The following is a 23,945-nucleotide window of genomic DNA, read 5'->3' on the forward strand; positions in this document are numbered from 1 at the left end:
TCTCCGGAGGTGCTAGGTGGGATCGAGACAGGCGCACAGCGCATCGCGCAGCGCCTGCCGGGCGGATTCGGACAACGGGCGGTCGTGCTCGTCGGTGATCTGGAACTGGTCTTCGGCGCGCTCGCCAAACGTGGCGATGCGCGCGTCGTGCACGCGCAGGTGTTGCAGGCGCAGCACGTTGGCCACGTCGGCCAGCAAGCCGGGGCGATCGGGGGCGACCAGGCTGATGCGGGTGCGGCGGCCGCCAGCGCTTTCGCTGAATTCCACGCGCGGCGCAAAGCGGAAATGGCGCAGCTGGCGCGGCACCGCACGCCGCGAGGGACGCACCTTCTGCAGGTCGCCGGCCAGCACCTGCCGCAAGGCCGCAGCCAGACGCTGCGGGTCGCCATCGGCAGAGCTGTCCTGCGGCAGCACTTCGAACACGTCGAAGATGGCATCGTTGGGTGCATCCAGCACGCGTGCGCGGTGGATGCCGTAACCCTTGCGATCCAGCGTGGAGACGATCGCCGAGAACAACCCGTCACGGTCGCGCGAGTACACGAACACTTCCAGTGCGTCGTTATCCGGCACTGCGCGACGCGCCTTGACTGTGGTCTGGCCGATCTGCACTTCGATCAGCGAAACCGCCTGCCAGGCCAGTTGCTCGGGACGGAAACGCAGGAAATTCTCGTCCGGCATGCCGGCGAACTGACGATCGATGGTGGCATCGTCGTGGCCTTGCGCCTGCATCAGCGCGCGCGCGGACTCGCGCGCTTCGCGCAGGCGTTCTTCGCGCGGCGGCGGATGTTCCAGACCTTCGCGTAATGCGCGGCGCGCAGCGAAATACAGATCGGCCAGCAGACGATCCTTCCAGGCATTCCACAATTTGGGGCTGGTGCCGGCGATGTCGGCGCAGGTCAGCAGATACAGATAGTCCAGCCGTTCGCGCGTGCCCACCAGTGTGGCGAAACGATGGATCACCTCCGGGTCGGAGATGTCCTGCTTCTGCGCGGTCACCGACATGCGCAGATGCTGCTCCACCAGCCAGGCCACCAGGGCGGTATCGCCTTCGCTGAGCCGATGCGCCTGGCAGAATGCGCGCGCATCCACCGCGCCCAGCTCGGAGTGATCGCCGCCGCGGCCCTTGGCGATGTCGTGAAACAGACCGGCCAGCAGCAGCAATTCCGGCTTGCGCAAGCGCGGCCAGACTTCGTGCGTGATCGAAAAACGCTCGTCGGCGCGACCGGTCGCAAACAGCGCGATATTCCGCAGCACCATCAGCGTGTGCTGGTCCACCGTGTAGACATGAAACAGGTCGAACTGCATGCGCCCGGACACGCTGGCGAATGCGGGAATCCACTGCCCCAGCACGCCCAGGCGCGCCATGCGATTTAGCGTTTCCATCGCACGGGGGCCGCGCAGCAGCGCCATGAAACGGTCGCGCGCGGTGGCGTCAGCCACCTCGTAAGCCGGCAGCTCGCGCAGCACCTCGGCCAGCGCGCGCGCGGTCAGCGAATGCAGGCCGCGCACCTCGCGATGCGCCGCCCACTGCGCAAACAACGCGAATACCTGCAGCACATCGCCGGCCGGCCAATCATCCGCGTCGGCCGCCAGATAGCCGCGGCGCAGACTGAAGCCGCCACCGAGCGGTTCCGGTACCGCTTCGCCATCGAACTGCTCTTCGAAGCGCTGCAACAACCGGTCGCTGATGCGGCGGATCAATGCAGCGCTGCGATAGAAGCGCTGCATCATCTTTTCCACGCCCAGGCTTTCCGGGTCGTCGGCAAACCCCAGCCGCTGCGCCAGGGTCTTTTGATAGTCGAAACGCAGGCGTTCTTCCGGCCGGTTGGCGACGATGTGCAAACCGAAGCGCAGCCGCGCCAGTTCTTCGCGCTCGCGCCGCAGCGCTGCAGCCTCGTCGAAGCCGACATGGCCGAGCCCGACCAGCGCTTCCAGATCCTTGACGCCGAACGCACGCAGCGCCATCCAGCCCAGCGTCTGCAGATCGCGCAAGCCGCCAGGGCCGTCCTTGATGTCCGGTTCCAGATTGTCGGCGGTGTCGCCAAAGCGCTGATGCCGCGCCAGCAGCTCTTCGCGCTTGGCCTGGAAGAATTCGCGCGCCGGCCACACCCGTTGCGGGGCGATCGCTGCGGCCAGTGCAGCGCGCGCCTCGCTCCCCGCAACCAGCGGGCGCGATTCGATCAATGCGGTCAGCACGGTCTGGTCGGCTGCAGCGGCGGTGCACTGCGCAGCGGAGCGCACCGCATGACTGATCGGCAAGCCCACATCCCACAGCAATGCGAACAAGCGCGCCAGGGCCTGCTCATGCTGTTGCTGCACCGCGCTTTCGCCCAGCACCAGCACATCCACGTCCGAACGCGGAAACAGTTCGCCACGCCCGTAACCGCCAACCGCATGCAGCGACAACCCGGCATCGGCCGGGATGCAGCGCGTCCAGGCATTGCGCATCAATTGGTCGACCGCGCGTGCGCGCAAGGCCACCAGGCGTTCGATCGGTTCGCCTTGATCGAAGCGCTTGCACAACCGCATGTCCGCATGCACCAGCAGCGGACGGGCCTGCGCGGCCCACTCGGCATCGCCGGCGACACCCGGGTCGGGTCGATCCGCCGGCGTGGCCGTCATACCGGGGCGGGCGCGTTCGTCGACAGCGTCAGCACATCCACGCCGTCTTCGGTCACCGCGACCATGTGTTCCCACTGCGCGGACAACTTGCGGTCCTTGGTGACCACGGTCCAGCCATCGGGCAGCGTCTTATGGTGGTAGGTGCCTTCGTTGATCATCGGCTCGATGGTGAAGGTCATGCCGGGCTTGAGCACCAGGCCTTCGCCGGGGCGGCCGTAATGCATCACCTGCGGCTCGTCGTGATAGACCTTGCCGATGCCGTGGCCGCAGTAATCGCGCACCACGCTGAAGCGCTCGGCCTCGGCGAACTTCTGGATCGCATGGCCGACATCGCCCAGCGTCGCACCAGGCTTGACCGCGCGGATGCCGCGCCACATCGCTTCGTAGGTGGTATCGACCAGGCGCTTGGCCATCACCGACGGCGTGCCGACGTAATACATGCGGCTGGTATCGCCGTGCCAGCCGTCCTTGATGACGGTGACATCGATATTGACGATGTCGCCTTCCTTCAGGATCTTGGCCGCACTCGGGATGCCGTGACAGATCACGTTATTGACCGAGGTGCACACGCTTTTGGGGAAGCCGCGATAACCGACATTGGCAGGAATGGTGCCCTGCACGTTGACGATGTGGTCGTGGCAGATGCGGTCCAGCTCGGCAGTGGTCACGCCCGGTTGCACGTGCGGGGCCACGATGTCGAGCACCTCGGCGGCCAGGCGGCCGGCGACGCGCATCAGTTCGATTTCTTCTTTGGTTTTTAGATTGACGCTCATGCTCGGGATTATCGCCGATTCGGGCTGAATCTGAACGACCCGCGCGGGCGTTTTTGCGTAATCCATGCCAACGTCCTGAAACGGACCCGGCAGCAGGAAATTGGCGCTATTGCCTATTCATGTGTGATGCGGTTCGTCTCGCGTCAAAACCCTGCAGACGAAGTCATCTGCAAGACATCACATTTTGTTGCAAAAGATTCAACGTAAACAGCTACATAGGCAGTTAATTCGGCGTTATCTTTGGCACAGCTGATGCATTGGAGGAAGGGCGACACGTCGTCGCGCCACCAATGACCAGACCGGTCAAGGAAATGTCCATGCGTACTGTCCGTCCTGTCCTGCTGTCCCTCGGCCTGCTCTCGACCATTGGCGTTGCCACAGCAGCGGATACCACTACGTTCAACGTCAAGATTGCTGTCACCAAGGCCTGCACCATCACGGCGGCGTCTGCGACGGACGTCGACTTCGGCTCGGTGTTGTCCACCTCGACCGCCAATGCCGACGCCAACGGCAGCGTGACCGCGCAGTGCACCGCGTTGACGCCGTACAACATCGCGTTGAGCGCAGGCAGCAATGCCGGCACCGCCAACGACGTCACCACCCGCCGCATGAAAAACACCGATGCACTGGTCACCACCAACAACTTCATCGCCTACCAGCTGTATCAGGATCTTGGACGCAGCACGGTGTGGGGCAGCACCAGCGGCACCAATACGCTGAGCCGTACCGCCACCGGCATCAACCAGGTCTATCCGGTCTACGGTCGTGTGACCAACCCGTCCGCCAACAATCCGGCGACCGGTGCGTACCAGGACACGATCACCGCCACGATCGTCTATTGAGCGCGCGCATGCCCTTGCACCACCGCCTGTCGTCTCGCATGCCGGCGTGGCTGGTCACGACCGGAATGGTCTTGACGCTCGCGCTGAGCAGCGCCTTGCCGCTGCTATCGGCACGCGCGGCCAGCCTGCAATTGGCACCGACCTCGCTGACGCTGAGCGCAGAACAGTCCGCCGACGGGTTGTGGCTGAGCAACAGCGGCGGCGTGCCGGTGCAGGTGCAGACCCGCGCCTATCGCTGGACCCAGCGCGACGGGCAGGACCAGCTCGACCCGACCCAGGAACTGCTGGTCAGCCCACCGATGCGCACCTTGGCCGCCGGCGAGCGCCAGCTGATCCGGGTGATCCGCGCCGGGCCTGCGCCGACCAGCCAGGAAGTCTGCTACCGCATCATCGTCGACGAGTTGCCCAATGCCGATGCCGACCGCAAGGGCATGCAGTTCGTGCTGCGCTACTCGGTGCCGATCTTCGTGCTGCCGCCCGGAAAAGCCGAGCCCACGCCGACCTTGAGCACGCAAGTGGTGGCCGGCAGCGACGGCAATGCGCAGATCCAGATCAGCAACACCGGCAATGGGCATGCCCAGGTCGCCGACCTGCAGCATCGGGTCGATGGCGCGACCAAGACCACATTGAACGGACTGGTGGGCTATGTGCTGCCCGGCCAGACCATGCGCTGGTCGTTGGGTGCACCGCTGGCGCAGTTCGCCCGCGGCACCATCATCGCAAGGATCAATGGTGAGGCGGACGAACGTACCCTGTTGGCAACGCCGACAGCGCCGTGACACGGCCCGGTTGGCGATGACGCTGCTCGCGACCGCCACCTGCCTGGGAAGCGCCGCGGCTGTCGATCTGGCCGACGTTGCCGCGCTGCCCGATCAAACCCCGCAAAGCGCCAGCGCACTGCCGCAGACGCTGTATCTGGACGTCACCCTGAATCAGGCCGACCGCGGCCTGGCGCCGTTCGAACTGGTGGACGGCCACCTGCGTGGATCGGTCGAAACGCTGCGCAAGCTCGGCTTCATCCTGGCCGAGCGCAACGCCGGCGAGCTGGTCGATCTGGATCGCCTGCCCGATGTGGAAGTGCGTTACGACGCCGCGCTGCAGCGGCTGGCGCTGCAGGTGCCGCTGGCGCAACTGTCGCTTTCCACCACGGTGTTGAAAGCCGAAGAAGTCGCCCCGCCCAGCGCCATCGCATCACCGGGCATGCTGCTCAATTACGACGTCTATGCCACGCGCAATGCCGGTGCCAGCAGCGTGTCGTTGGCGACCGAACTGCGCGGCTTCGGTATCGGCCGCGGCATGGTCGACACCACCGCCGTGTTCCTGGCCTACGACCGCCCGCAGGACCAGCGCTGGCGCAGCGAAGCGGTGCGTCTGGACAGCGCCTGGCAGATGGATTTCCCGGATACAGCCACCAGCCTGACGGTCGGCGACTTCTACAGCGGCTTTGTCGACTGGAGCCGTTCGATCCGCCTGGGCGGCGTGCAGATCGGCCGCAATTACGCCTTGCAGCCCTATCGCGTGTTGACGCCGACGCCGAGCTTTCTGGGCGAAGCGGCGGTGCCTTCGACCATCGAGCTGTATGTCGATGGCCTGCGCCAATACAGCGGCCAGGTGCCGGCCGGGCCGTTTCAGCTGGCCGCACAGCCGGGCATCAGCGGCACCGGCCAGGCGCAGATCGTGGTGACCGATGCGTTCGGCCGCGTGCGCCGGCTGGACTTCGCGTTCTACGGCACCCCGCAACTACTGGCGCGCGGCATTTCCGAATGGTCGGCCGGGATCGGCCACCTGCGCCAGGACTACGGCGTGCGCTCGTTTTCCTACGATGCGCGCACGGTCGCCAGCGCCACGCTGCGCAAGGGCCTGCGCGACGATTTCACCATTGAGGCGCATGCCGAAGCCGGCGGCGGCGTGGTCAATGCCGGTGCCGGCGGGATCTGGCTGCTCGGCGTGGGCGGGGTGTTCAACATCGCCTATGCGCATAGCCAGATGGATGCGCTGCGTGGCGGCCAGTACGTGCTGGGCTATGCCTGGAACAACCGTCGTTTCAACTTCAATCTCGGCACCCAGCGCACCCACGGCGACTACCGCGACCTGGGCGCGCTGCAGGGCGCATTGCCGGCACGCATCAGCGACCGCGCAGTGTTCGGCGTCAACGTCGCTCCGATCGGCTCGCTCGGCACCAGCTACGTGCGGCTGAGCTATCCGCAAGGCGACACCTCGCGCTATGCCAGCGTGTTCTGGTCGCGCAGTTTCGGGCGCAACTGGGCCGCCAATCTGTCCGGCAATCAGAACCTGGACGTGCGCAGCGATCGCAGCCTGTATCTGTCGCTATCGACCACCTTCGGCGAGCTGCGTCAGGCCAGCGCCTCGATGCAGCGCAACGGCAACCGCACCGGGTTTGTGGCCGATGTCAGCCAGCCGTTGCCGGGCGACGGCGACCTGGGCGGCATCGGCTGGCGCCTGCAGGGGCGTGCCGGCGACGATGCCAGCGGCGGCTTGGCCGAACTCGGCTGGTTGAACCGGGTCGGCCGCTACAACCTCGGCGCGGCCAATCAGGATGGCGACAACTTCGGCTATGCCAGCGCCAGCGGCAGCCTGGTCTGGATGAACGGGCGTGGCTTTGCCGCGCGCGATATCCAGGATGCCTTTGCGGTGGTGTCCACCGACGGCCAGGCCGGCATTCCGGTGCGGCTGGAGAATCGCTTGATCGGCGTCACCGATGCGCGCGGCACGCTGCTGGTCACCCCGCTGCAATCGTGGCAGCGCAACCAGTTGTCGATCGACACCTTGAACCTGCCGGCGGATCTGCGCGTGGACCGCGTCGATACCGCAGTGACGCCGCGCCAGCAATCCGGCGTCGCAGTGCGCTTCGGCATCACCCGCGTGCGCGCTGCGATCATCGTATTGCACGACGCACAAGGCGCCCCGCTGCCGGTGGGCAGCGTGGTGCAGCGTGAGGGCGATGCCGAACGCGTGGTGGTCGGCTACGACGGCGAAACCTATCTGGACAATCTGCAGAGCGACAACCGCCTGCTGGTCGACTTGCCGCAGGGCCGCTGCAGCGCGCAGTTCACCTATCCGGTCAACCCGAGCGGCATTCCGCGGGTGGGACCACTGCAATGCGTCACCGAGCAGAAAACGCCATGAACCTACGCGGCCTACACGGCCTCTGGCGCCTGGTGATTGCACTGGCTATCGCGATGTTATGGCTGACACCAAGCCAGCGCGCGCAGGCCGACACCACGTGTACCGTCACGCTGGGCACGCCGCTGGCGTTCGGCAATGTGGCAGCCAATGGCACCACCGATGCAGTGGCAACGCTCAACGTCTCCTGCGCAACCGCCGCGCTCAGCGTCCTGGGCTACGCACAAGTGAGCCTTTGCCTGGACCTGGGGCCAGGCAGCGCCAGCAGCGGGCTGTATGCACCACGCCGCATGCTCAACTCCACCAGCGACAGCCTGGACTTCCAGGTCTACAGCGATGCCACGCGCACCCAGATCTGGGGCGCCACGGGATCCACAACGCCGTCGCCGCGCACCTTGACGCTGTCGTACGGCGTCCCGGTGATCACCGGTGGCTCGCAGACGGCCACCATCACGCTGTACGGGCGCATTCCGGCCAACCAGATCCTGTCGGTCGGCAACCACACCAGCAGCTTTGGCGGCGCCGACACCGTGCTGCGCTATGCCTACAACGAGAGCATCATCGGCGTCCCATCGCTTCCGGGCAGTTGCATGGCCGGCGGCAGCGGCGCCAAGACCGCCAGCAACGCCTTCCCGTTCACCGCCTCGGCCAACGTGCCGGCACGCTGCAATACCTACGTCACCACCGACCTGGATTTCGGCAGCATTGCCGGCACCATCAACACCGCCATCGACCGCAGCTCCACCATCAGCCTGACCTGCACCAACCGCACCGCCTGGAACATCGGGCTGGGCGACGGCATCAACGCCACGGGCAGCGTCCGACGCATGCGGCATTCCAGCAGCGCCAATTACATCGCCTATGAGCTCTACAGAGACGTCGGCCGCGGCAGCCGTTGGGGGACCAGCATCGGCGTCGATACGCTCAGCGGCACCGGCAACGGAGTGGCCCAGACGGTGACCGTTTACGGCCGCGCGCCCGCACCGCAACTCCCCATCGCAGGCGACTACAACGACACGGTGACCGTCTCCATCACTTATTGACAGTTAATCAAGTTCGCATCCGGGGCGTCGCTATTTGTTACGTCTCCAATGCAAACGATTGCCTTCATGATGCCGGTCACCCTCCTGAAGCGCCTGATGCTGCTTGCTCTGTTCTGCAGCGCGTCTGTGGCCAATGCTGCCGCCAGCCGCGGCCCGGAAAATTCCACCCTGCACATCGGCCTGCGCCTGCTCAGCGGTTGCGAGCTGCGCACCACGCCGCCGCGCGCCAGTTGCTCCAGGGGCACGCCGATGGCGATCGCCCAGCCGGCCCGTGCCGCCGAAACACCGGCGATAACGCCGGCCATCGGCAGCACCGGCCAGGACGCCAGCGCATTGGCAGGCCCGGCGCCGGCCACCGCCGCACGCATCACCACGATCGCGTTCTGACCATGGCCACGGGACGCTCCCTTCATTGCTGGCTCGCAGTTGCGCTGGCCTGCGTCGCAATCGACGGCGCCGCCGTCGCTGCCGAGATCGCTATCGCACCGACCACTGCGCATATCCCGGCCGACAGCGATCAGGCAACGGTCTGGCTCTACAACCAGGCCGCGCTGCCATGGCGCGCCGAAGCCAAGCTCTACCGCTGGCGGCAGGATGGCGAGCGCGAGGTGCTCGAGCCCGCCACCGGCGCCACGGTCAGCCCGAATCATTTCGAGATCCCGTCGCAAGGGCGCCAGCTGTTGCGAGTGATCCGGCTCGGCCCCAGCCCGGTGCAGACCGAAGACAGCTATCGACTGGTGGTGACCCAACACGCCACCGGCGACGAAACCGAGTTGCTGCGTTATTCCACCCCGGTATTCGCCCTGCCCAGCCAGCCAGCCGCGCCAAATCCGGTGCTGCGGACCACCCTGTCCGGCCACGGCGGCGGACGCGCACTGAGCGTGCACAACGCCGGGCTCAGCCATGCACGGCTGGCCGATCTGGCCTACATCGATGCCGGCGGCACCCGCCGCAGCATCCGCGAGGATCTGGCCGGTTACGTGTTGCCAGGCCAAACCCGCCAATGGGCATTACCGGCCAACCTGCCCACCGGCAGCGGCCGCTTCGTGGCGCGCATCAACAGCGACATCGAGACCACGCTGACGCTTGAGCCGTGAATCGGGAATCGGGAATCGGGGCAGCATTAGAGTTGCTGACGAAACCGCTCAGTTGTTTGGATCGAACTGAGCTGATCAGGCCGCACCGCATCTGACCGCCGCGTCGCATTCACTACTCGCAACAATGCACACCAGCCATCTCCACTGGTCCTTGCCCGCCCACCGTCGCGGGACCTTACGCGGCATGGATGCCGCGTAAGAGCCTACATGGACGTACTTGCGGCGTGTCCCGCGATGGTGGGCGGGCAAGGGCCCCGCAGCCAATCAACAGACCAGCCGCTCTGCACCCGAAGCATCCACACCTCCAATGCACCTCTCAAGGCGCCAAGACCTTGAGCTGCAGCGCAGCTTTGGATGTTCCCAAGCCGACCAATTGCGCGGACGCGCCCTGCCGGCTATACTCCGCCGGCTGTTTTGCGTCTTTACGCATTCCGTCGTCCACGTCGGACGTCACCGACGAATTCACACCTGCCGCCGCCATCCGTGCCGGGGTGCCCCGCGAGGGGTTCGACACGGAGGCGACAGGGAAGCCCAACCCCGGAATCCTGTGCGTTTTGATGCGAGTCCCTCGCAACAGCCCGCACATCCATGTGCGGACTTTTCAACAACAAGCCGCGCACGGCGATTCCGCTCTCAGGAGTTACTTCAATGCCCCAAGTCACCATGCGTCAGATGCTGGAAGCCGGCGTCCATTTCGGCCACCAGTGCCGTTATCGGGACCCCATGATGGCGCCGTACATCTTCGGCGCGCGCGGCAAGATCCACATCATCAACCTCGAAAAGACCGTTCCGCTCTTCAACGACGCGATGAACTATCTGTCCTCGATCGCGCAGAAGCGCGGCACCATCCTGTTCCTGGGCACCAAGCGCAGCGCGCGCGAGTCCATCAAGGAAGAGGCCGAGCGTTGCGGCATGCCGTTCATGACCCAGCGCTGGCTGGGCGGCACGCTGACCAACTTCCGCACCGTCAAGCAATCGGTTGCCCGCCTCAAGGAACTGGAAGCGGCCGAGACCGACGGCACCTTCGACAAGCTGGTCAAGCACGAAGTGCTGGGCCTGCGTCGCGAGCGCGAGAAGCTGGACGCCTCGCTCGGCGGCATCAAGGAAATGAACCGCCTGCCCGACGCGATCTTCGTGATCGATATCGGCCATGAAGACATCGCCATCAAGGAAGCCAAGAAGCTCGGCATCCCGGTGATCGCCGTGGTCGACACCAACTACAACCCTAACCTGGTCGACTACGCCATCCCGGGCAACGACGACGCCATCCGTGCCGTGCGGCTGTATGCACGCGCCGCTGCCGACGCCGTGCTGGAAGGCAAGGCTGCTGCTCCGAACTCCGCGTCCGTGCGCGAAGAAGAGTTCTCGGCCGAATCCGCCGACGAAGGCAAGGGCCGTCGCGCCCCGGCCAAGAAGGCCGAGAAGACCGAAAAGAAGGCTGAGGCTCCGGCCGATGCCGCAGCTCCAGCTGCTCCTGCTGCCGAGTAATCGGCCTGCAATGCGGCCGCACCATGCTGTGCGGCCGCAGCCCCGACGGGACCATGGCGTCCCGTCGCCCGGGCCACTGAAGACATCTACGGGGGCGGCCAGCACATTGCGCCGTCTCCTCATTGGCGGAACATCTCCGCCGCATGCATTCGTCCAAACGAGGTAATTCCATGGAAATCACTGCTTCCCTGGTCAAGGAACTGCGCGAGCGCACTGGCGCCGGCATGATGGAGTGCAAGAAGGCACTCGTCGAAAACGCTGGCGACATCGATGCCGCTGCCGAATGGCTGCGCAAGTCGGGTCTGGCCAAGGCCGACAAGAAGGCCGACCGTGTTGCCGCCGAAGGCCGCATCGCGACCGCCCAGGCCGGCGGCAAGGCCGTGCTGGTCGAAATCAATTCCGAAACCGACTTTGTCGCCAAGGATGAGAACTTCCTGGCCTTCACCGAGACCGTGGCCACTGCTGCGCTGAACTCGGATGCGGCCGATGCCGAAGCGCTGAAGAGCGTCAAGCTCGACAGCGGCGAGACCATCGAAGAACGCCGCGCTGCGGTCATCGCCAAGGTCGGCGAGAACCTGCAGGTGCGTCGCCTGGTGCGTATCGACAGCGCCAACAACGTCGCGGCTTACGTGCACGGCGGCCGTATCGGCGTGCTGGTCGAACTGAAGGGTGGCGACATCGAGCTGGCACGCGGCATCGCCATGCACATCGCCGCGATGAACCCGCCGCACGTCAAGGCCTCCGACGTTCCAGCCGAGTTCGTTGCCAAGGAAAAGGAAATCGAACTGGCCAAGATGTCCGAGAAGGACAAGTCCAAGCCGGCCGAGATCCTGGAAAAGATCATCAGCGGCAAGATCAGCAAGATCATCAACGAAGTCACGCTGTACGGTCAGCCGTACGTGCTGAACACCGATCAGACCGTCGAACAGGCCGTCAAGGCGGCCGGTGCAGAGGTGATCGGCTTCCAGCGCCTGGCCGTTGGCGAAGGCATCGAGAAGGTGGTGGAAGACTACGCCGCCGAAGTGATGAAGCAGGCCGGCCTGGCCTGATCTTCGCCACACGCAAAAAAGCCGCGGCATGCCGCGGTTTCTTTTTGCCTGAAACCTGATGCGCATCCGCAGTGACGTTTGAAGCTGAAGCGCACGCATACACCGCATCGACAACCGACCTCGACTCTACAGATGTTGTGACGGTGGCCGCTAAATCCGAATGCCGACAAGGCTCTCAGCGTCCAGAACGCGCATATCGCAGCGCGGCGATTGCAAAGCCTGGCGTGCCCCACTCAACGAACGCAGCTGTATGCTTGCGCTCACCGTCGGCGATGAATCATGCAACCAGACCTCCAAGCCGCCCTGCACTACTGCCGCAATCTGCCATCGCCGCCCGGCGTCGCGCTGCGCATCATTGAACTTGCGCAAGACCCCGATGTGGACATGACCGCGACGGCCAATGTCATCGGCATGGACATGGCATTGAGCGCACGCATGCTGCGCGTTGCCAATTCGCCGCTGTACGCCAGCCGCCGCCGCATCGACAACCTCGGCCAAGCGCTGACCATGCTCGGCCTCAACGCCACCTTGAGCCTGGCACTTGGGTTTTCGATGGTGCACGGCGTGCGCAGCACCTTCACCGCGCATCCGCTGCACGATCGTATCTGGCGGCGTGCCGGCTTGTGCGCACTGGCCAGCCGCATCCTCGGGCAGGCCTACGGCATCCGCAAACCCGAAGAATTGATGCTGGCCGGCCTGCTGCAAGACATCGGCAAACTGGCTCTGCTGCAAGGCGCACCCGCGCTGTATGCGCCGCTGCTGGAACAGGCACCGGACAACACCGCGTTGCTGGAAGCCGAGCGCGAGCACCTTGGCGCAACCCATGCCGAGGTCGGCGCCTGGCTTGCGCATCAATGGCAGTTGCCGCCGTATCTGCAAAACGCGATCGCGCAAAGCGAACAGGAGCCAGCCAGCCTGGAACCGTTCATGGCCTGTGTCGCGCTGTCCGGACGGCTGGCCGATATCTGGCTGTCGGCCAGTGCGGTCACCGCCACCGAACACGCGCAACAGCAGGCCCAGCAGGTGCTGGAACTGGACGCCGAACGCTTCGAAAAAGTGATCGAGCGCATCGCCGAATCGCTGCCCGAACTGGAAGCCCTGTTCGACATTCGCGTGCCGCAGCCCGAGCACATCCAGATGATCTTCGAGCAAGCCCGCGAGTTGGCGATGCTGCGCAGCCTGCGCGAGTTGCAGGATGTGGCCGAAGCGCGCCGGCATGCCGACGAATCGGAAAACCGCATGCGTCATCTGGCCGAACAGGCCAGCCGCGACGCACTCACCGGCGTGTTCAATCGGCACCAGCTCGGCACTGCGCTCGAGCACGAATTCGAGCTTGCATCACGCCAGAGCTGGCCGCTGTCGATCGCCTTCATCGATTTGGACGACTTCAAGCGCGTCAACGATTCGCATGGGCATCTGATCGGCGACGAGGTGCTGCGCAATTTTGCGCAGACACTGCAGCGGATGGTGCGCACCAGCGACCTGGTCGCACGCTACGGCGGCGAAGAATTTCTGGTGATCCTGCCCAACACCACAGCCGACGCCGCATTGATGGTGATCGAGCGCATCCTGGTCGAAACCGCACGCACGCCGATGGCGCAATTGCAGAGCGGACCGCTGCACATCACCTTCTCCGCAGGGCTGGCCACGCATGGCGGCGGCGGCCGCCAGTTCGAGAGCATCGAGCATTTATTGCAGGCTGCCGACAGCACGCTGTATCGCTCCAAGCATCGCGGCCGCAACCGCGTCACCGCTTACGATGCGACCGATGTGCCGGCACCGCAGCCACCGCGCGCGCACTGAGCAACGCATCACGTCACGCCCCGACAAGCGAATTTTTACCACGCCCGGTGACAGGCTTCCGCTAGACTTGCCGGCGTTTGCCGATCCCCCACACCGAGGTTTCCCCCATGTCTGCACTTCCCTATCGCCGCATTCTTCTCAAACTTTCCGGGGAGGCGCTGATGGGAGACGGGGATTACGGCATCGACCCCAAAGTCATCAATCGCCTCGCCCATGAAGTGATCGAAGCGCAGCAGGCCGGCGCGCAGGTCGCACTGGTGATCGGCGGCGGCAACATCTTCCGCGGCGCCGGTCTGGCCGCCAGCGGCATGGACCGCGTCACCGGCGACCACATGGGCATGCTGGCCACGGTGATCAACGCACTGGCCATGCAGGACGCGCTGGAAAAGCTCGGCGCCAAGGTGCGCGTGATGAGCGCGATCAAGATCAACGACGTGTGCGAAGACTTCATCCGCCGGCGCGCGATCCGTCATCTGGAAAAGGGCCGCATCGCCATCTTCGCCGCCGGCACCGGCAACCCGTTCTTCACCACCGACTCGGGTGCGGCGCTGCGCGCGATCGAGATCGGTGCCGACCTGCTGCTCAAGGCAACCAAGGTCGACGGCGTGTACGACAAGGACCCGAAGAAGCACACCGATGCGGTGCGTTACGACACCCTGACCTACGACCAGGTCATCATGCAGGGCCTGGAAGTGATGGACACCGCCGCCTTCGCCCTGGCACGCGACAGCGACCTGCCGCTGCGCATCTTCGGCATGAGCGAGCCCGGCGTGCTGCTGCGCATCCTGCACGGCGAGCAGATCGGCACGCTGGTTCAGGGCCGTAGCTGAGGTTGGGAATCGGGAATCGGGAATCGGGAATCGCAAAAGCGTCGTCCCAGGCACTGCGCTGATGCCTGATCGACAGCGGCGCCGGGCGTAACGCGGCGCTACAGGTGAACCGGCTGCGCAGGACCCCGCCAGCCGGCAAGTCTCAAAACGCAGTCCCGGCTATAATCCCCGGATTCAGCTCCACACGGATTCCGGCGATGCTCAACCAGATCAAACAAGACGCGCTCACGCGCATGACCAAGAGCATCGATGCTCTGCGCCATTCCCTGACCACCGTGCGTACCGGCCGCGCCTCTCCGGCGCTGCTGGACAACATCAAGGTCAAGGCATACGGCACCGACACCCCCTTGAATCAGGTTGCCAGCATCAGCGTCTCCGAAGGCCGCTCGCTGGTCATCAGCCTGTTCGACAAGGGCATGATCAAGGACGTCGAAAAAGCGATCTACGCCTCGGATCTGGGCCTGACCCCGACCGTGGTCGGCACCGTGATCCGTCTGAACCTGCCGCCGCTGACCGAGGAGCGCCGCAAGGAGCTCAGCAAGTCCGTGCATGGCGAAGGCGAAGACAGCAAGGTGGCCATCCGCAACATCCGGCGCGATGCCAACCAGCAGGTCAAGGATCTGCTCAAGGACAAGGCAGTCACCGAAGACGAGGCGCGCAGCGCCGAAGACGACATCCAGAAGCTGACCGACAAGGCCATCAAGGACGTGGATGAGGTCGTCAAGGGCAAGGAACAGGAACTGATGACGGTCTGATCGTGGCATCGCCTGCCATGCATCCAGAACCCTCCGCTGCCGCCGTGCCGCGCCACATCGCCATCATCATGGATGGCAATGGGCGTTGGGCGCAGCGTCGGCGCCGTCCGCGCATGATCGGCCATCGCGCGGGCGCGCGTGCGGTCAATCGCACCATCGATTTCTGCCTGGAAAAAGGCGTCTTGGCGCTGACCCTGTTCGCGTTCTCCAGTGAAAACTGGGGCCGGCCGCAGGAGGAAGTCGATGCCTTGATGAAACTGTTCCTGCATGCGCTCGATCGCGAGGTCGACGAACTGCAGCGGCGTGGCGTGCAAGTGCGCTTCATCGGCGACCGCAGCCGCTTTGCCGCGCCATTGCGCGAGCGCATGGCCGGTGCCGAGCGCATCACCGCCGCCAACTCGCGGCTGGTGCTGAGCATCGCTGCCAGCTACGGCGGCCGCCAGGACATCGCGCTGGCCGCACGTGCACTGGCCGAAGAAGTGGCTGCCGGCCGTCTGCAGCCGCAGCAGATCGACGAAGCCCTTCTGGCCAGCCGGATCGCATTGGCCGACCTGCCGGCACCGGATCTGTTCATCCGCACCGGTGGTGACACCCGCATCAGCAATTTCCTGTTGTGGCAGCTGGCCTACACCGAACTGTGGTTCACCGAAACCCTGTGGCCGGAGTTCGATGCCGCGGTGCTGCAGCAGGCGCTGGACGACTATGCCGGGCGCGAACGTCGCTTCGGCCTGACCAGTGCCCAGATTGCCGACAAGGCGACAGAGGCCTCCTCCGCATGACCAAGACCCGCGTGATTGCCGCGTTGATCATGGCGCCGCTCGCCATCTGCGCGATCGTGCTGCTGCCGACCCAATGGCTGGCAGCGCTGGCGGCGATCCTGTTCCTGACCGGCCTGTGGGAGTGGCTCAAGCTGTCCGGCATCGACGACAGCCTGCCGCGCACCGTGCTGCTGATGCTCAATCTGCTGCTGATGGTGCTGATGGTGTGGGCGTCGGCCGGCTCCATGGTGCTGTTCCAGATTGCCGCGTTGGTGGGCGTGGCCTGGTGGCTGCTGGCCTTGCTCTGGCTGCGCTTTTTCACCTTTGGCGCAGACCACGGCAACGGCCAGGCGCGTGCGCTCAAGCTGGCCGCCGGCACGCTGGCGGTGCTGCCGGCCTGGGCCGCGCTGGTGCTGCTGCATGCCAATCCGGACAAGGGCAATCTGTGGTTGCTGACCGCGCTGACCATGGTGTGGGCGGCCGATTCGGGCGCGTATTTCGCCGGTCGCGCATTCGGCAAGCACAAGCTGGCGCCGCGGGTCAGCCCGAACAAGACCATCGAAGGCCTGCTCGGCGGCATGGTTGCCGGTATTGCGGTGGCCTGCGCGTTCGGCTGGCTGGCCGGGTTGACGCTGGCGCACGTGCCGCAGTTGATCCTGGTGGCGGCTGTGGCGGTGCTGGCCTCGGTGCTGGGCGACCTGTTCGAGAGCCTGCTCAAGCGCCACGCCGGCGCCAAGGATTCGGGCGCGGTGATTCCGGGCCACGGCGGCGTGCTGGATCGCATCGATGGCGTGCTCGCCGCCCTGCCGGTGTTCGCACTCGGCAAGGAAATTCTCGGATTCTAGGCATGGCTGGCTCTTCTCTCCGTCAGGTCGCCGTGTTCGGCGCCACCGGCTCGATCGGTGCGTCGGCATTGGATGTGATCGCCCGTCACCCCGAGCGGCTGCGCGCCAGCGTGCTGTCGGCCGGTAACAAGGTCGAGGCATTGCTGGCGCTATGCGCCGCGCATCGGCCTGCGCATGCGGTGATTGCCGACCACTCCCTGTACCCGGCGCTGCGCGATGGCTTGCGTGCGGCCGGCCTGGCCACGCAGGCACATGCCGGTAGCGAGGCGCTGGATGCGCTGGCCGGCAGCGATGCCTGCGACACCGTGGTGGCCGCCATCGTGGGCGCCGCCGGCCTGCCTTCGACCCTGGCCGCCGCCCGCGCCGGCAAGCGCCTGCTGCTGGCCAACAAGGAATCGCTGGTGCTGGCCGGCGAGCTGCTGACCCGCACCGCGGCGGCGGCGGGCGCGGAGATCATACCGATCGACAGCGAACACAGCGCCATCTTCCAGTGCCTGCGCTCCTGCGACGCCAGCCGTGGCGTGCGGCGGGTGATCCTGACCGCCTCCGGCGGCCCGTTCCGTGGCTGGGAGCGCGCCGCGCTGGGCGCGGTCACCCCGGCGCAAGCGGTCGCGCATCCCAAATGGTCGATGGGTCCGAAGATTTCGGTGGACTCGGCCACGCTGATGAACAAGGGCCTGGAAGTCATCGAGGCGCACCATCTGTTCGGCCTGCCTGGCGCGCAGATCGATGTGCTGGTGCACCCGCAAAGCCTGGTGCATTCGCTGGTCGAATTTGTCGACGGCTCCACCCTGGCCCAGCTTGGCCTGCCGGACATGCGCACCACCCTGGCGGTCGGTCTAGCATGGCCGGAGCGGGTGGAATCGGGCGTTGCCGGGCTGGACCTGCTGGCCCAGGGGCGACTGGATTTCGAGGCACCGGACACCGCCGCATTTCCGTGTCTGCGGCTGGCCTGGGAGGCACTGGAGGCCGGTGGAACCGCGCCAGCGATCCTGAACGCGGCCAACGAAGTGGCTGTTTCAGCCTTTCTTCAGGGCCAAGTGGGTTTCCTAGCGATCCCAGCGTTGGTCGAACACACACTGACAACGCTCCCACGGCACAATGCCGACACCCTCGACACCCTTCTTTCTGCCGATGCCCAAGCCCGGCAGATCACTGAACGCGCCCTCGCCCATCATTCCCTTCATGCCTGATCGATCCACGCAGCCGAGTTGCATCCATGGGTGATTTCATCGGTTCGGTCTGGTGGATGATCGTCAGCCTGGGCGTGTTGGTGACGTTTCACGAATTCGGGCACTTCTGGGTCGCGCGCCGCTGCGGCGTCAAGGTGCTGCGCTTTTCGGTGGGCTTCGGCAAACCGTTGTGGATGCGCCGCGACCGCCACGGTACCGAGTTCGCGATCGCCGCGATTCCGTTGGGCGGCTACGTCAAGATGCTCGACGAGCGCGAAGGCGAGGTGCATCCGGCCGAGCAGGATCAGGCCTTCAATCGCAAGACGGTGTGGCAGCGCATCGCCATTGTCGCGGCCGGCCCGATCGCCAACCTGTTGCTGTGCATGGCGATGCTGTGGGCGATGTTCGTGGTCGGCAAGCAGGATTATTCGGCCACCGTCGGCCGTGCCGATGGCCTGGCTGCCGAAGCCGGGCTGACGCCTGGCGAGCGCATCGTGCGGATCGACGACCGCAACGTGAGCAGCTGGAGCGATGCCAGCATGCAGCTCACCACCGCAGCGATGGACAGGCGCGATATCCGCGTGCTGACCGCCGCCGACGGCGCCGGCAACAGTGAGCACACCCTGCGCCTGTCGCAGCTGCCGGCCGGTTTCGACGAGCGCCGCGTGGCCGCGCTGGCCGGCATCGGCTGGCAGTTCATGCTGCAGCCGCCGGTGGTGGGTCAGGTGGTCGCCGGCTCTGCGGCCGAGGGCCTGCTCAAGCCGGGCGACCGCATCGTGGCCATCGATGGCCAGCCGATCCGCTCGGCCGACGAGATTCCTGCCCAGCTGCAGACGCTTGGCGCGCAGGGCGGAAACGGCATGATCGAGGTCGCACGCGGCGAAGACCGGCTGGCGCTGGAAATTGCCCCGCGCAAATCACCGCAAGGACAGTGGATGCTGGGCGTGGGGTTTGCCCCCACACCAGCCCCGGCCTACGACAGCCGCCAGCAGTACGGCCTGTTCGCCGCCGTCCCTGCCGCCATCCGCGAAACCGGCAAGATGACCGCCGATTCGCTGGGCATGATGAAGCGCATGCTGACCGGCCAGGCCTCGGTGAAAAACATCTCCGGCCCGGTCACAATTGCGCGCGCCGCCAATGCCTCGGCCGAACGCGGGCTCGACTGGTTCCTGTATTTCCTGGGATTGCTGTCGCTCAGCCTGGCGATCATCAACCTGATGCCTATCCCGATCTTGGACGGTGGGCATCTGCTGTATTACCTTATCGAGTTGATCAAGGGCAGCCCGATCAGCGAACGGGCCATGATTGCCGGGCAATATGTCGGCCTGGCGCTCCTGGCAGGGCTGATGGGACTGGCGTTCTACAACGACATCCTCGGCCTGCTTCCACGATGAACCTGCTCCACCCTTTCCGCCTGTTGTCGTCGTCATACGTCGGCATCCAGCAACACCCGAAATCGACTCCAACCGGATGTGACATGACGCGTCTTCCCACTCGCCGCCTGCTTGCCCTCGCTCTTGCCGCCGGCCTCAGCCTGCCAGCCCTCGCCCTGGCGGCCGAGCCGTTCGTTGCCAGCGACATCCGCGTCGACGGCCTGCAGCGCATTGCCTCCGGCACCGTATTCACCTATCTGCCGGTGAATCGCGGCGACACCGTGGACGATGGCAAGGTTGCCGACTCGATCCGCGCGCTGTACCGCACCGGCTTCTTCGAAGACGTGCAGCTGGATCGCCAGGGCAACATCCTGGTGATCACGGTCAAGGAACGCCCGGCGATCAACAAGCTCACCGTGACCGGCAACAAGGACATCAAGTCCGAAGAGCTGCTCAAGGGCCTGGGCGACATCGGCCTGACCGAAGGCGGCACCTTCGACCGCCTGAGCCTGGACCGCGTGACCCAGGAACTGACCCGCCAGTACAACAACCGCGGCAAGTACAACGTCGAGATCACCCCGACGGTGAGCCCGCTGGATCGCAACCGCGTGGACGTGGCCATCGCGATCAAGGAAGGCAAGGCGGCCAAGATCCGCCACGTCAACCTGATCGGTACCGAGAAGTTCGCCAACGAGGACATCCTGGAAAACTGGGAATCCAAGGAGCACAACTGGGCCTCGTGGTATCGCCGCGACGACCAATACTCCAAGGAAAAGATGTCCGGCGACCTGGAGAAGCTCAACTCCTGGTACCTAGACCGCGGCTACGTGGACTTCAGCATCGACTCCACTCAGGTTTCGATCAGCCCCGACAAACGCGACATGTTCGTCAGCGCCGGCGTCACCGAGGGCGAGCAGTACAAGATTTCCGAGATCAAGGTCACCGGCGACACCGTGTTGCCGCAGGCCGACATCGAGCGCCTGGTCATTCCCAAGGCCGGCGACATCTTCTCGCGCGCGTTGCTGGAATACACCTCCGATGCGATCACCAACACGCTGAGCAACGTCGGTTACGCGTTCGCCAAGGTCAACCCGATCCCGACGCCGAACCGCGAGGACCGCACCGTTGCGGTGAACCTGCAGGTAGTACCGGGCCCGCGCGTGACCGTGCGCCGCATCCTGTACAAGGGCAACAGCCGCACCTCCGACGAAGTGTTGCGCCGCGAAATGCGCCAGTTCGAAAACACCTGGTACTCGCAGGCGGCGATCGACCGTTCCAAGATCCGTCTGCAGCGCCTGGGCTACTTCGAGAGCGTGGACGTGGAAACGCCGGCCGTGCCGGGTAGCAACGACCAGGTCGACGTGGTCTACAACGTCAAGGAAACCACCTCCGGCAGCTTCGTGTTCGGCCTGGGTTACTCGCAGAGCTTCGGTGTGACCACCTCGGTGCAGTTGTCGCAGAACAACTTCCTGGGCGGCGGCAACCGCGTGGCCGTGGAAGCCTCGCGCAGCACCTTCCAGCAGCGTTACGCGTTCTCCTACACCAACCCGTTCTTTACCGACGACGGCGTGTCGCTGGGCTACAACCTGTCCTGGCGCGCACTCGACTACTCGGACTTCAACACCGCGCAGTTCAACAGCAAGAATGGTTCGGCGCAGGTGGTGTTCGGCGTGCCGATCACCGAGAACGATACCGTCTCGGCAATGGTCGGCATCGACAGCAATCAGATCACCACCTTCCCGGGCACGACGCCGCGGGCGATCATCGATTACATCGATGCGATCGGCACCCGCACCTTCCACGCCTGGCGGACCGAGCTGGGCTGGGCGCGCGATACCCGCAACGACTTCTTCATGCCGACCCGCGGCATGTATCAGCGCGTGGGTCTGGAAACCACCCTGCCCGGCTCCACGGTCGAGTACTACAAGCTCAATTACCAGATCTCCAACTACTGGCCGATCATTCCGGCGATCGTGTTGAACACGCGCTTCGAACTGGGCTATGGCGACAGCTACGGCAACGACAGCACGCGTGTGGTGACCGATGGCAATGGCGTGTCACGCACCATCACCGCCACCGGCCTGCCGTTCTACGAGAACTTCTATGCCGGCGGCACCAACTCGGTGCGCGGCTTCGAAGACAACACCCTAGGCCCGCGTTCGGAAACCATCAACGGATTCAATCGCGGCCAGCCGCTCGGTGGCTCGTTCAAGACCGTGGGCTCGGTGGAAATGTATTTCCCCAAGCTGTTCGACAGCCCGTCGGCGCGCGTGTCGGCATTCTTCGACTTCGGTAACGTGTACAGCGGCGTGGACAACTTCAAGGCCAACGAACTGCGTGCGTCCACCGGCGTGGCGTTGCTGTGGCGCGCACCGGTCGGCCCCATCTCGATCAGCTATGCGTTCCCGTTGAAGAAGGAAGACAACGACGAGATCGAACGTCTGCAGTTCACCTTCGGCGGCCAGTTCTAAAGGCAGCAGGCAAAACAATGGCGGCCCGAACTTCGGGCCGCCATTGTTTGTTTGACTGCTTCCCGTCTGAAACCCGGACTTAGAAGTAGGTGTTCCAGACGTTGCCCAGGCAGGTGGCGGTGGCGCCCCAATCGGACGAGTCCACGCACTGGATCTGCTGGTCCCAGAAGCCCTGAGCGTTGGCGCGCTGTTCTGTGAAGTCGTCGGCCGAGGCACTGGCAACCGCGCCCAGCAGGATCACGCTTCCGAAAATGGAGAGGACAGTTTTCATATGCTTTTCCTGGGTTCGCCGCACAGTTGCGGCCCAGCCAGAGATACGCCCGACTGTTTGGCAAACATTTGGCAACGTTTTTTTTCCGTAAAACCAGCTACTTACCGTTTACGCGAGGTTCACCCTGATGCGCTTGACCGCCAGTGCGATTGCCGAACAATTTGGGTTGACCGTCGTTGGCGACGGCACCACGGAAGTCACCGGTGTCGCCACCCTGGCGCATGCCGGCGCGGGGCAGCTGAGCTTCCTGTCCAACCCACGCTATCGGCCGCAGCTGGCTGACACTCAGGCAGCCATCGTTGTCCTGCGTGCCGACGATGCGCAAGCCGCGCGCGGCACCGCGTTGGTCGCCAAGGATCCCTATACCGCGTTCGCCAAGATCGCCGCCTTGTTCGATGTGGCGCCGGTGCGCGAACCGGGCATCCATCCCTTGGCGGTGCTCGACCCCACCGCTCAGGTCTCGCCGAGCGCGCATGTCGGCCCGTTCGTCAGCATCGGCGCGCGCAGCCGCGTGGGCGATGGTTGCGTGATCGGCACCGGCAGCATCATCGGCGAAGACTGCGTGGTGGATGCCGGCAGCGAACTGATCGCCCGCGTCACCCTGGTGACCCGCGTGCGGCTGGGCAAGCGGGTGCGCATTCACCCCGGCGCAGTGATCGGCGCAGACGGTTTCGGCCTGGCGATGGATGCCGGCCACTGGATCAAAGTGCCGCAACTGGGCGGTGTGGTGATCGGCGACGATTGCGAGATTGGCGCCAACACCTGCATCGACCGCGGCGCGCTGGAAGACACCGTGCTCGAAGAAGACGTGCGCGTGGATAACCTGGTGCAGATTGCGCACAACTGCCATATCGGTGCGCATAGCGCGATCGCCGGCTGCACCGGCATTGCCGGCAGCGCCAAGATCGGCCGTTATTGCCTGCTTGGCGGGCATGTCGGCGTGGTCGGGCACCTGGAGATCTGCGACAAGGTCGTGATCACCGGCAAATCGGTGGTGCGCAATTCCATCCATGAGCCGGGCGAGTATTCGTCCGGCACCCCTCTCACCGACAATCGCACGTGGCGCAAGAATGCCGCGCGCTTCAAACAACTCGATGTGCTGGCAAGGCGCATTCTGGCTGTGGGCAAGGAGAAAGAATGAGTTACCCCACGTATGAGCTGCCGATCGACGTCAGTCAGATCCAGACGCTGCTCCCGCATCGTTACCCGTTTCTGCTGGTCGACCGGGTCCTCGAACTCGATCTGGAAACCAAGTGGATCGTGGCGCAGAAGAACGTCACCATCAACGAGCCGTTCTTCCAGGGCCACTTCCCGAACCGCCCGGTGATGCCTGGCGTGCTGATCATCGAGGCGCTGGCGCAGGTCGGTGGCGTGATGACCCAACTCGGTTTGGGCCGCGATGCGTTGTCGCAGTTGTTCTACATGGTCAAGGTCGACAACGCCCGCTTCAACAAGCAGGTGATCCCGGGCGATGTATTGATCATGGAGGTGAAGATGAAGCGCCTGATCCGTAACGTGGGATGCTTCTACGGCGAGGCCAAGGTCGATGGCGAAGTGGTGGCCAGTGCCGAGGTGATGTGCGCCGGCGCCAAGTAATGACCCGCTTTCG

At 64.9% G+C, this 23,945-nt stretch carries 21 protein-coding genes; 18 read left to right on the plus strand and 3 right to left on the minus strand.

Going from position 1 to position 23,945, the window contains the following annotated elements; translation table 11 throughout:
• Positions 1-12: 12 nt before the first annotated feature.
• Positions 13-2,622, minus strand: a complete 2,610-nt coding sequence (locus NDY25_RS02975) for a [protein-PII] uridylyltransferase (protein ID WP_168959378.1) — start codon at positions 2,620-2,622, stop codon at positions 13-15.
• Positions 2,619-3,395: a type I methionyl aminopeptidase gene (gene map, locus NDY25_RS02980; protein ID WP_168959379.1), complete on the minus strand. Its 777-nt coding sequence runs from the start codon at positions 3,393-3,395 to the stop codon at positions 2,619-2,621. Before map ends, NDY25_RS02975 begins: the two co-directional genes overlap by 4 nt.
• A gap of 317 nt (positions 3,396-3,712) precedes the next feature.
• Between map and NDY25_RS02985 the strand changes: the two genes are divergently transcribed.
• From NDY25_RS02985 to bamA, 16 genes are all read left to right on the plus strand, one after another.
• The gene (locus NDY25_RS02985) at positions 3,713-4,237 is read left to right on the plus strand and encodes a Csu type fimbrial protein (RefSeq protein ID WP_043909063.1); all 525 of its coding nucleotides are present in this window, start codon (positions 3,713-3,715) and stop codon (positions 4,235-4,237) included.
• Between the two features lie 8 nt (positions 4,238-4,245).
• Positions 4,246-5,016 carry a fimbrial biogenesis chaperone gene (locus NDY25_RS02990; protein WP_168959380.1) on the plus strand — a complete coding sequence of 257 codons (771 nt, stop codon included), beginning with the start codon at positions 4,246-4,248 and terminating at the stop codon, positions 5,014-5,016.
• A gap of 16 nt (positions 5,017-5,032) precedes the next feature.
• Positions 5,033-7,384 (plus strand): fimbria/pilus outer membrane usher protein, encoded by a 2,352-nt coding sequence (locus NDY25_RS02995; protein WP_168959381.1) that lies wholly within the window; start codon positions 5,033-5,035, stop codon positions 7,382-7,384.
• Positions 7,381-8,424 (plus strand): Csu type fimbrial protein, encoded by a 1,044-nt coding sequence (locus tag NDY25_RS03000; protein ID WP_168959382.1) that lies wholly within the window; start codon positions 7,381-7,383, stop codon positions 8,422-8,424. Before NDY25_RS02995 ends, NDY25_RS03000 begins: the two co-directional genes overlap by 4 nt.
• Before the next feature lie 48 nt (positions 8,425-8,472).
• Positions 8,473-8,811 (plus strand): hypothetical protein, encoded by a 339-nt coding sequence (locus NDY25_RS03005; protein ID WP_168959383.1) that lies wholly within the window; start codon positions 8,473-8,475, stop codon positions 8,809-8,811.
• A gap of 2 nt (positions 8,812-8,813) precedes the next feature.
• Positions 8,814-9,521: a fimbrial biogenesis chaperone gene (locus tag NDY25_RS03010; protein ID WP_168959384.1), complete on the plus strand. Its 708-nt coding sequence runs from the start codon at positions 8,814-8,816 to the stop codon at positions 9,519-9,521.
• Positions 9,522-10,169: 648 nt separating this feature from the next.
• The gene (gene rpsB, locus NDY25_RS03015; protein ID WP_168959385.1) at positions 10,170-11,009 is read left to right on the plus strand and encodes a 30S ribosomal protein S2; all 840 of its coding nucleotides are present in this window, start codon (positions 10,170-10,172) and stop codon (positions 11,007-11,009) included.
• A gap of 170 nt (positions 11,010-11,179) precedes the next feature.
• Positions 11,180-12,058: a translation elongation factor Ts gene (gene tsf, locus NDY25_RS03020; RefSeq protein WP_023903439.1), complete on the plus strand. Its 879-nt coding sequence runs from the start codon at positions 11,180-11,182 to the stop codon at positions 12,056-12,058.
• A gap of 279 nt (positions 12,059-12,337) precedes the next feature.
• Complete coding sequence (locus NDY25_RS03025) at positions 12,338-13,861, plus strand: sensor domain-containing diguanylate cyclase (RefSeq protein WP_095574863.1); 1,524 nt, start codon at positions 12,338-12,340, stop codon at positions 13,859-13,861.
• 107 nt (positions 13,862-13,968) lie between these two features.
• Entirely contained in the window at positions 13,969-14,691 is a 723-nt protein-coding gene (gene pyrH / locus NDY25_RS03030; protein ID WP_006452833.1) for a UMP kinase, read from the plus strand.
• 197 nt (positions 14,692-14,888) lie between these two features.
• Positions 14,889-15,446, plus strand: a complete 558-nt coding sequence (gene frr / locus NDY25_RS03035; RefSeq protein ID WP_006452832.1) for a ribosome recycling factor — start codon at positions 14,889-14,891, stop codon at positions 15,444-15,446.
• Between the two features lie 17 nt (positions 15,447-15,463).
• Complete coding sequence (gene uppS / locus NDY25_RS03040; RefSeq protein WP_168959386.1) at positions 15,464-16,225, plus strand: polyprenyl diphosphate synthase; 762 nt, start codon at positions 15,464-15,466, stop codon at positions 16,223-16,225.
• The gene (locus NDY25_RS03045; RefSeq protein WP_168959387.1) at positions 16,222-17,049 is read left to right on the plus strand and encodes a phosphatidate cytidylyltransferase; all 828 of its coding nucleotides are present in this window, start codon (positions 16,222-16,224) and stop codon (positions 17,047-17,049) included. The genes uppS and NDY25_RS03045 overlap by 4 nt, the downstream gene beginning before the upstream one ends.
• A 2-nt stretch (positions 17,050-17,051) precedes the next feature.
• Positions 17,052-18,242 (plus strand): 1-deoxy-D-xylulose-5-phosphate reductoisomerase, encoded by a 1,191-nt coding sequence (locus NDY25_RS03050; RefSeq protein WP_168959388.1) that lies wholly within the window; start codon positions 17,052-17,054, stop codon positions 18,240-18,242.
• Between the two features lie 26 nt (positions 18,243-18,268).
• Entirely contained in the window at positions 18,269-19,615 is a 1,347-nt protein-coding gene (rseP, locus tag NDY25_RS03055; protein ID WP_168959389.1) for an RIP metalloprotease RseP, read from the plus strand.
• 83 nt (positions 19,616-19,698) lie between these two features.
• Positions 19,699-22,065, plus strand: coding sequence for an outer membrane protein assembly factor BamA (gene bamA, locus NDY25_RS03060; protein WP_168959390.1), 2,367 nt, complete (start codon positions 19,699-19,701; stop codon positions 22,063-22,065).
• 79 nt (positions 22,066-22,144) lie between these two features.
• On the opposite strand, the gene NDY25_RS03065 is transcribed toward bamA, so the two are convergent.
• Positions 22,145-22,336: a hypothetical protein gene (locus NDY25_RS03065; RefSeq protein WP_074057049.1), complete on the minus strand. Its 192-nt coding sequence runs from the start codon at positions 22,334-22,336 to the stop codon at positions 22,145-22,147.
• A gap of 127 nt (positions 22,337-22,463) precedes the next feature.
• On the opposite strand from NDY25_RS03065, the gene lpxD reads away from it, so the two are divergent.
• On the plus strand, positions 22,464-23,477 hold the full coding sequence (gene lpxD / locus NDY25_RS03070; protein WP_168959391.1) for a UDP-3-O-(3-hydroxymyristoyl)glucosamine N-acyltransferase: 1,014 nt from the start codon (positions 22,464-22,466) through the stop codon (positions 23,475-23,477).
• On the plus strand, positions 23,474-23,932 hold the full coding sequence (fabZ, locus tag NDY25_RS03075; protein ID WP_074057047.1) for a 3-hydroxyacyl-ACP dehydratase FabZ: 459 nt from the start codon (positions 23,474-23,476) through the stop codon (positions 23,930-23,932). The genes lpxD and fabZ overlap by 4 nt, the downstream gene beginning before the upstream one ends.
• The last annotated feature ends 13 nt before the right edge of the window (positions 23,933-23,945 follow it).

It is taken from the genome of Xanthomonas hortorum pv. pelargonii, assembly GCF_024499015.1.
Classification (GTDB): domain Bacteria; phylum Pseudomonadota; class Gammaproteobacteria; order Xanthomonadales; family Xanthomonadaceae; genus Xanthomonas; species Xanthomonas hortorum_B.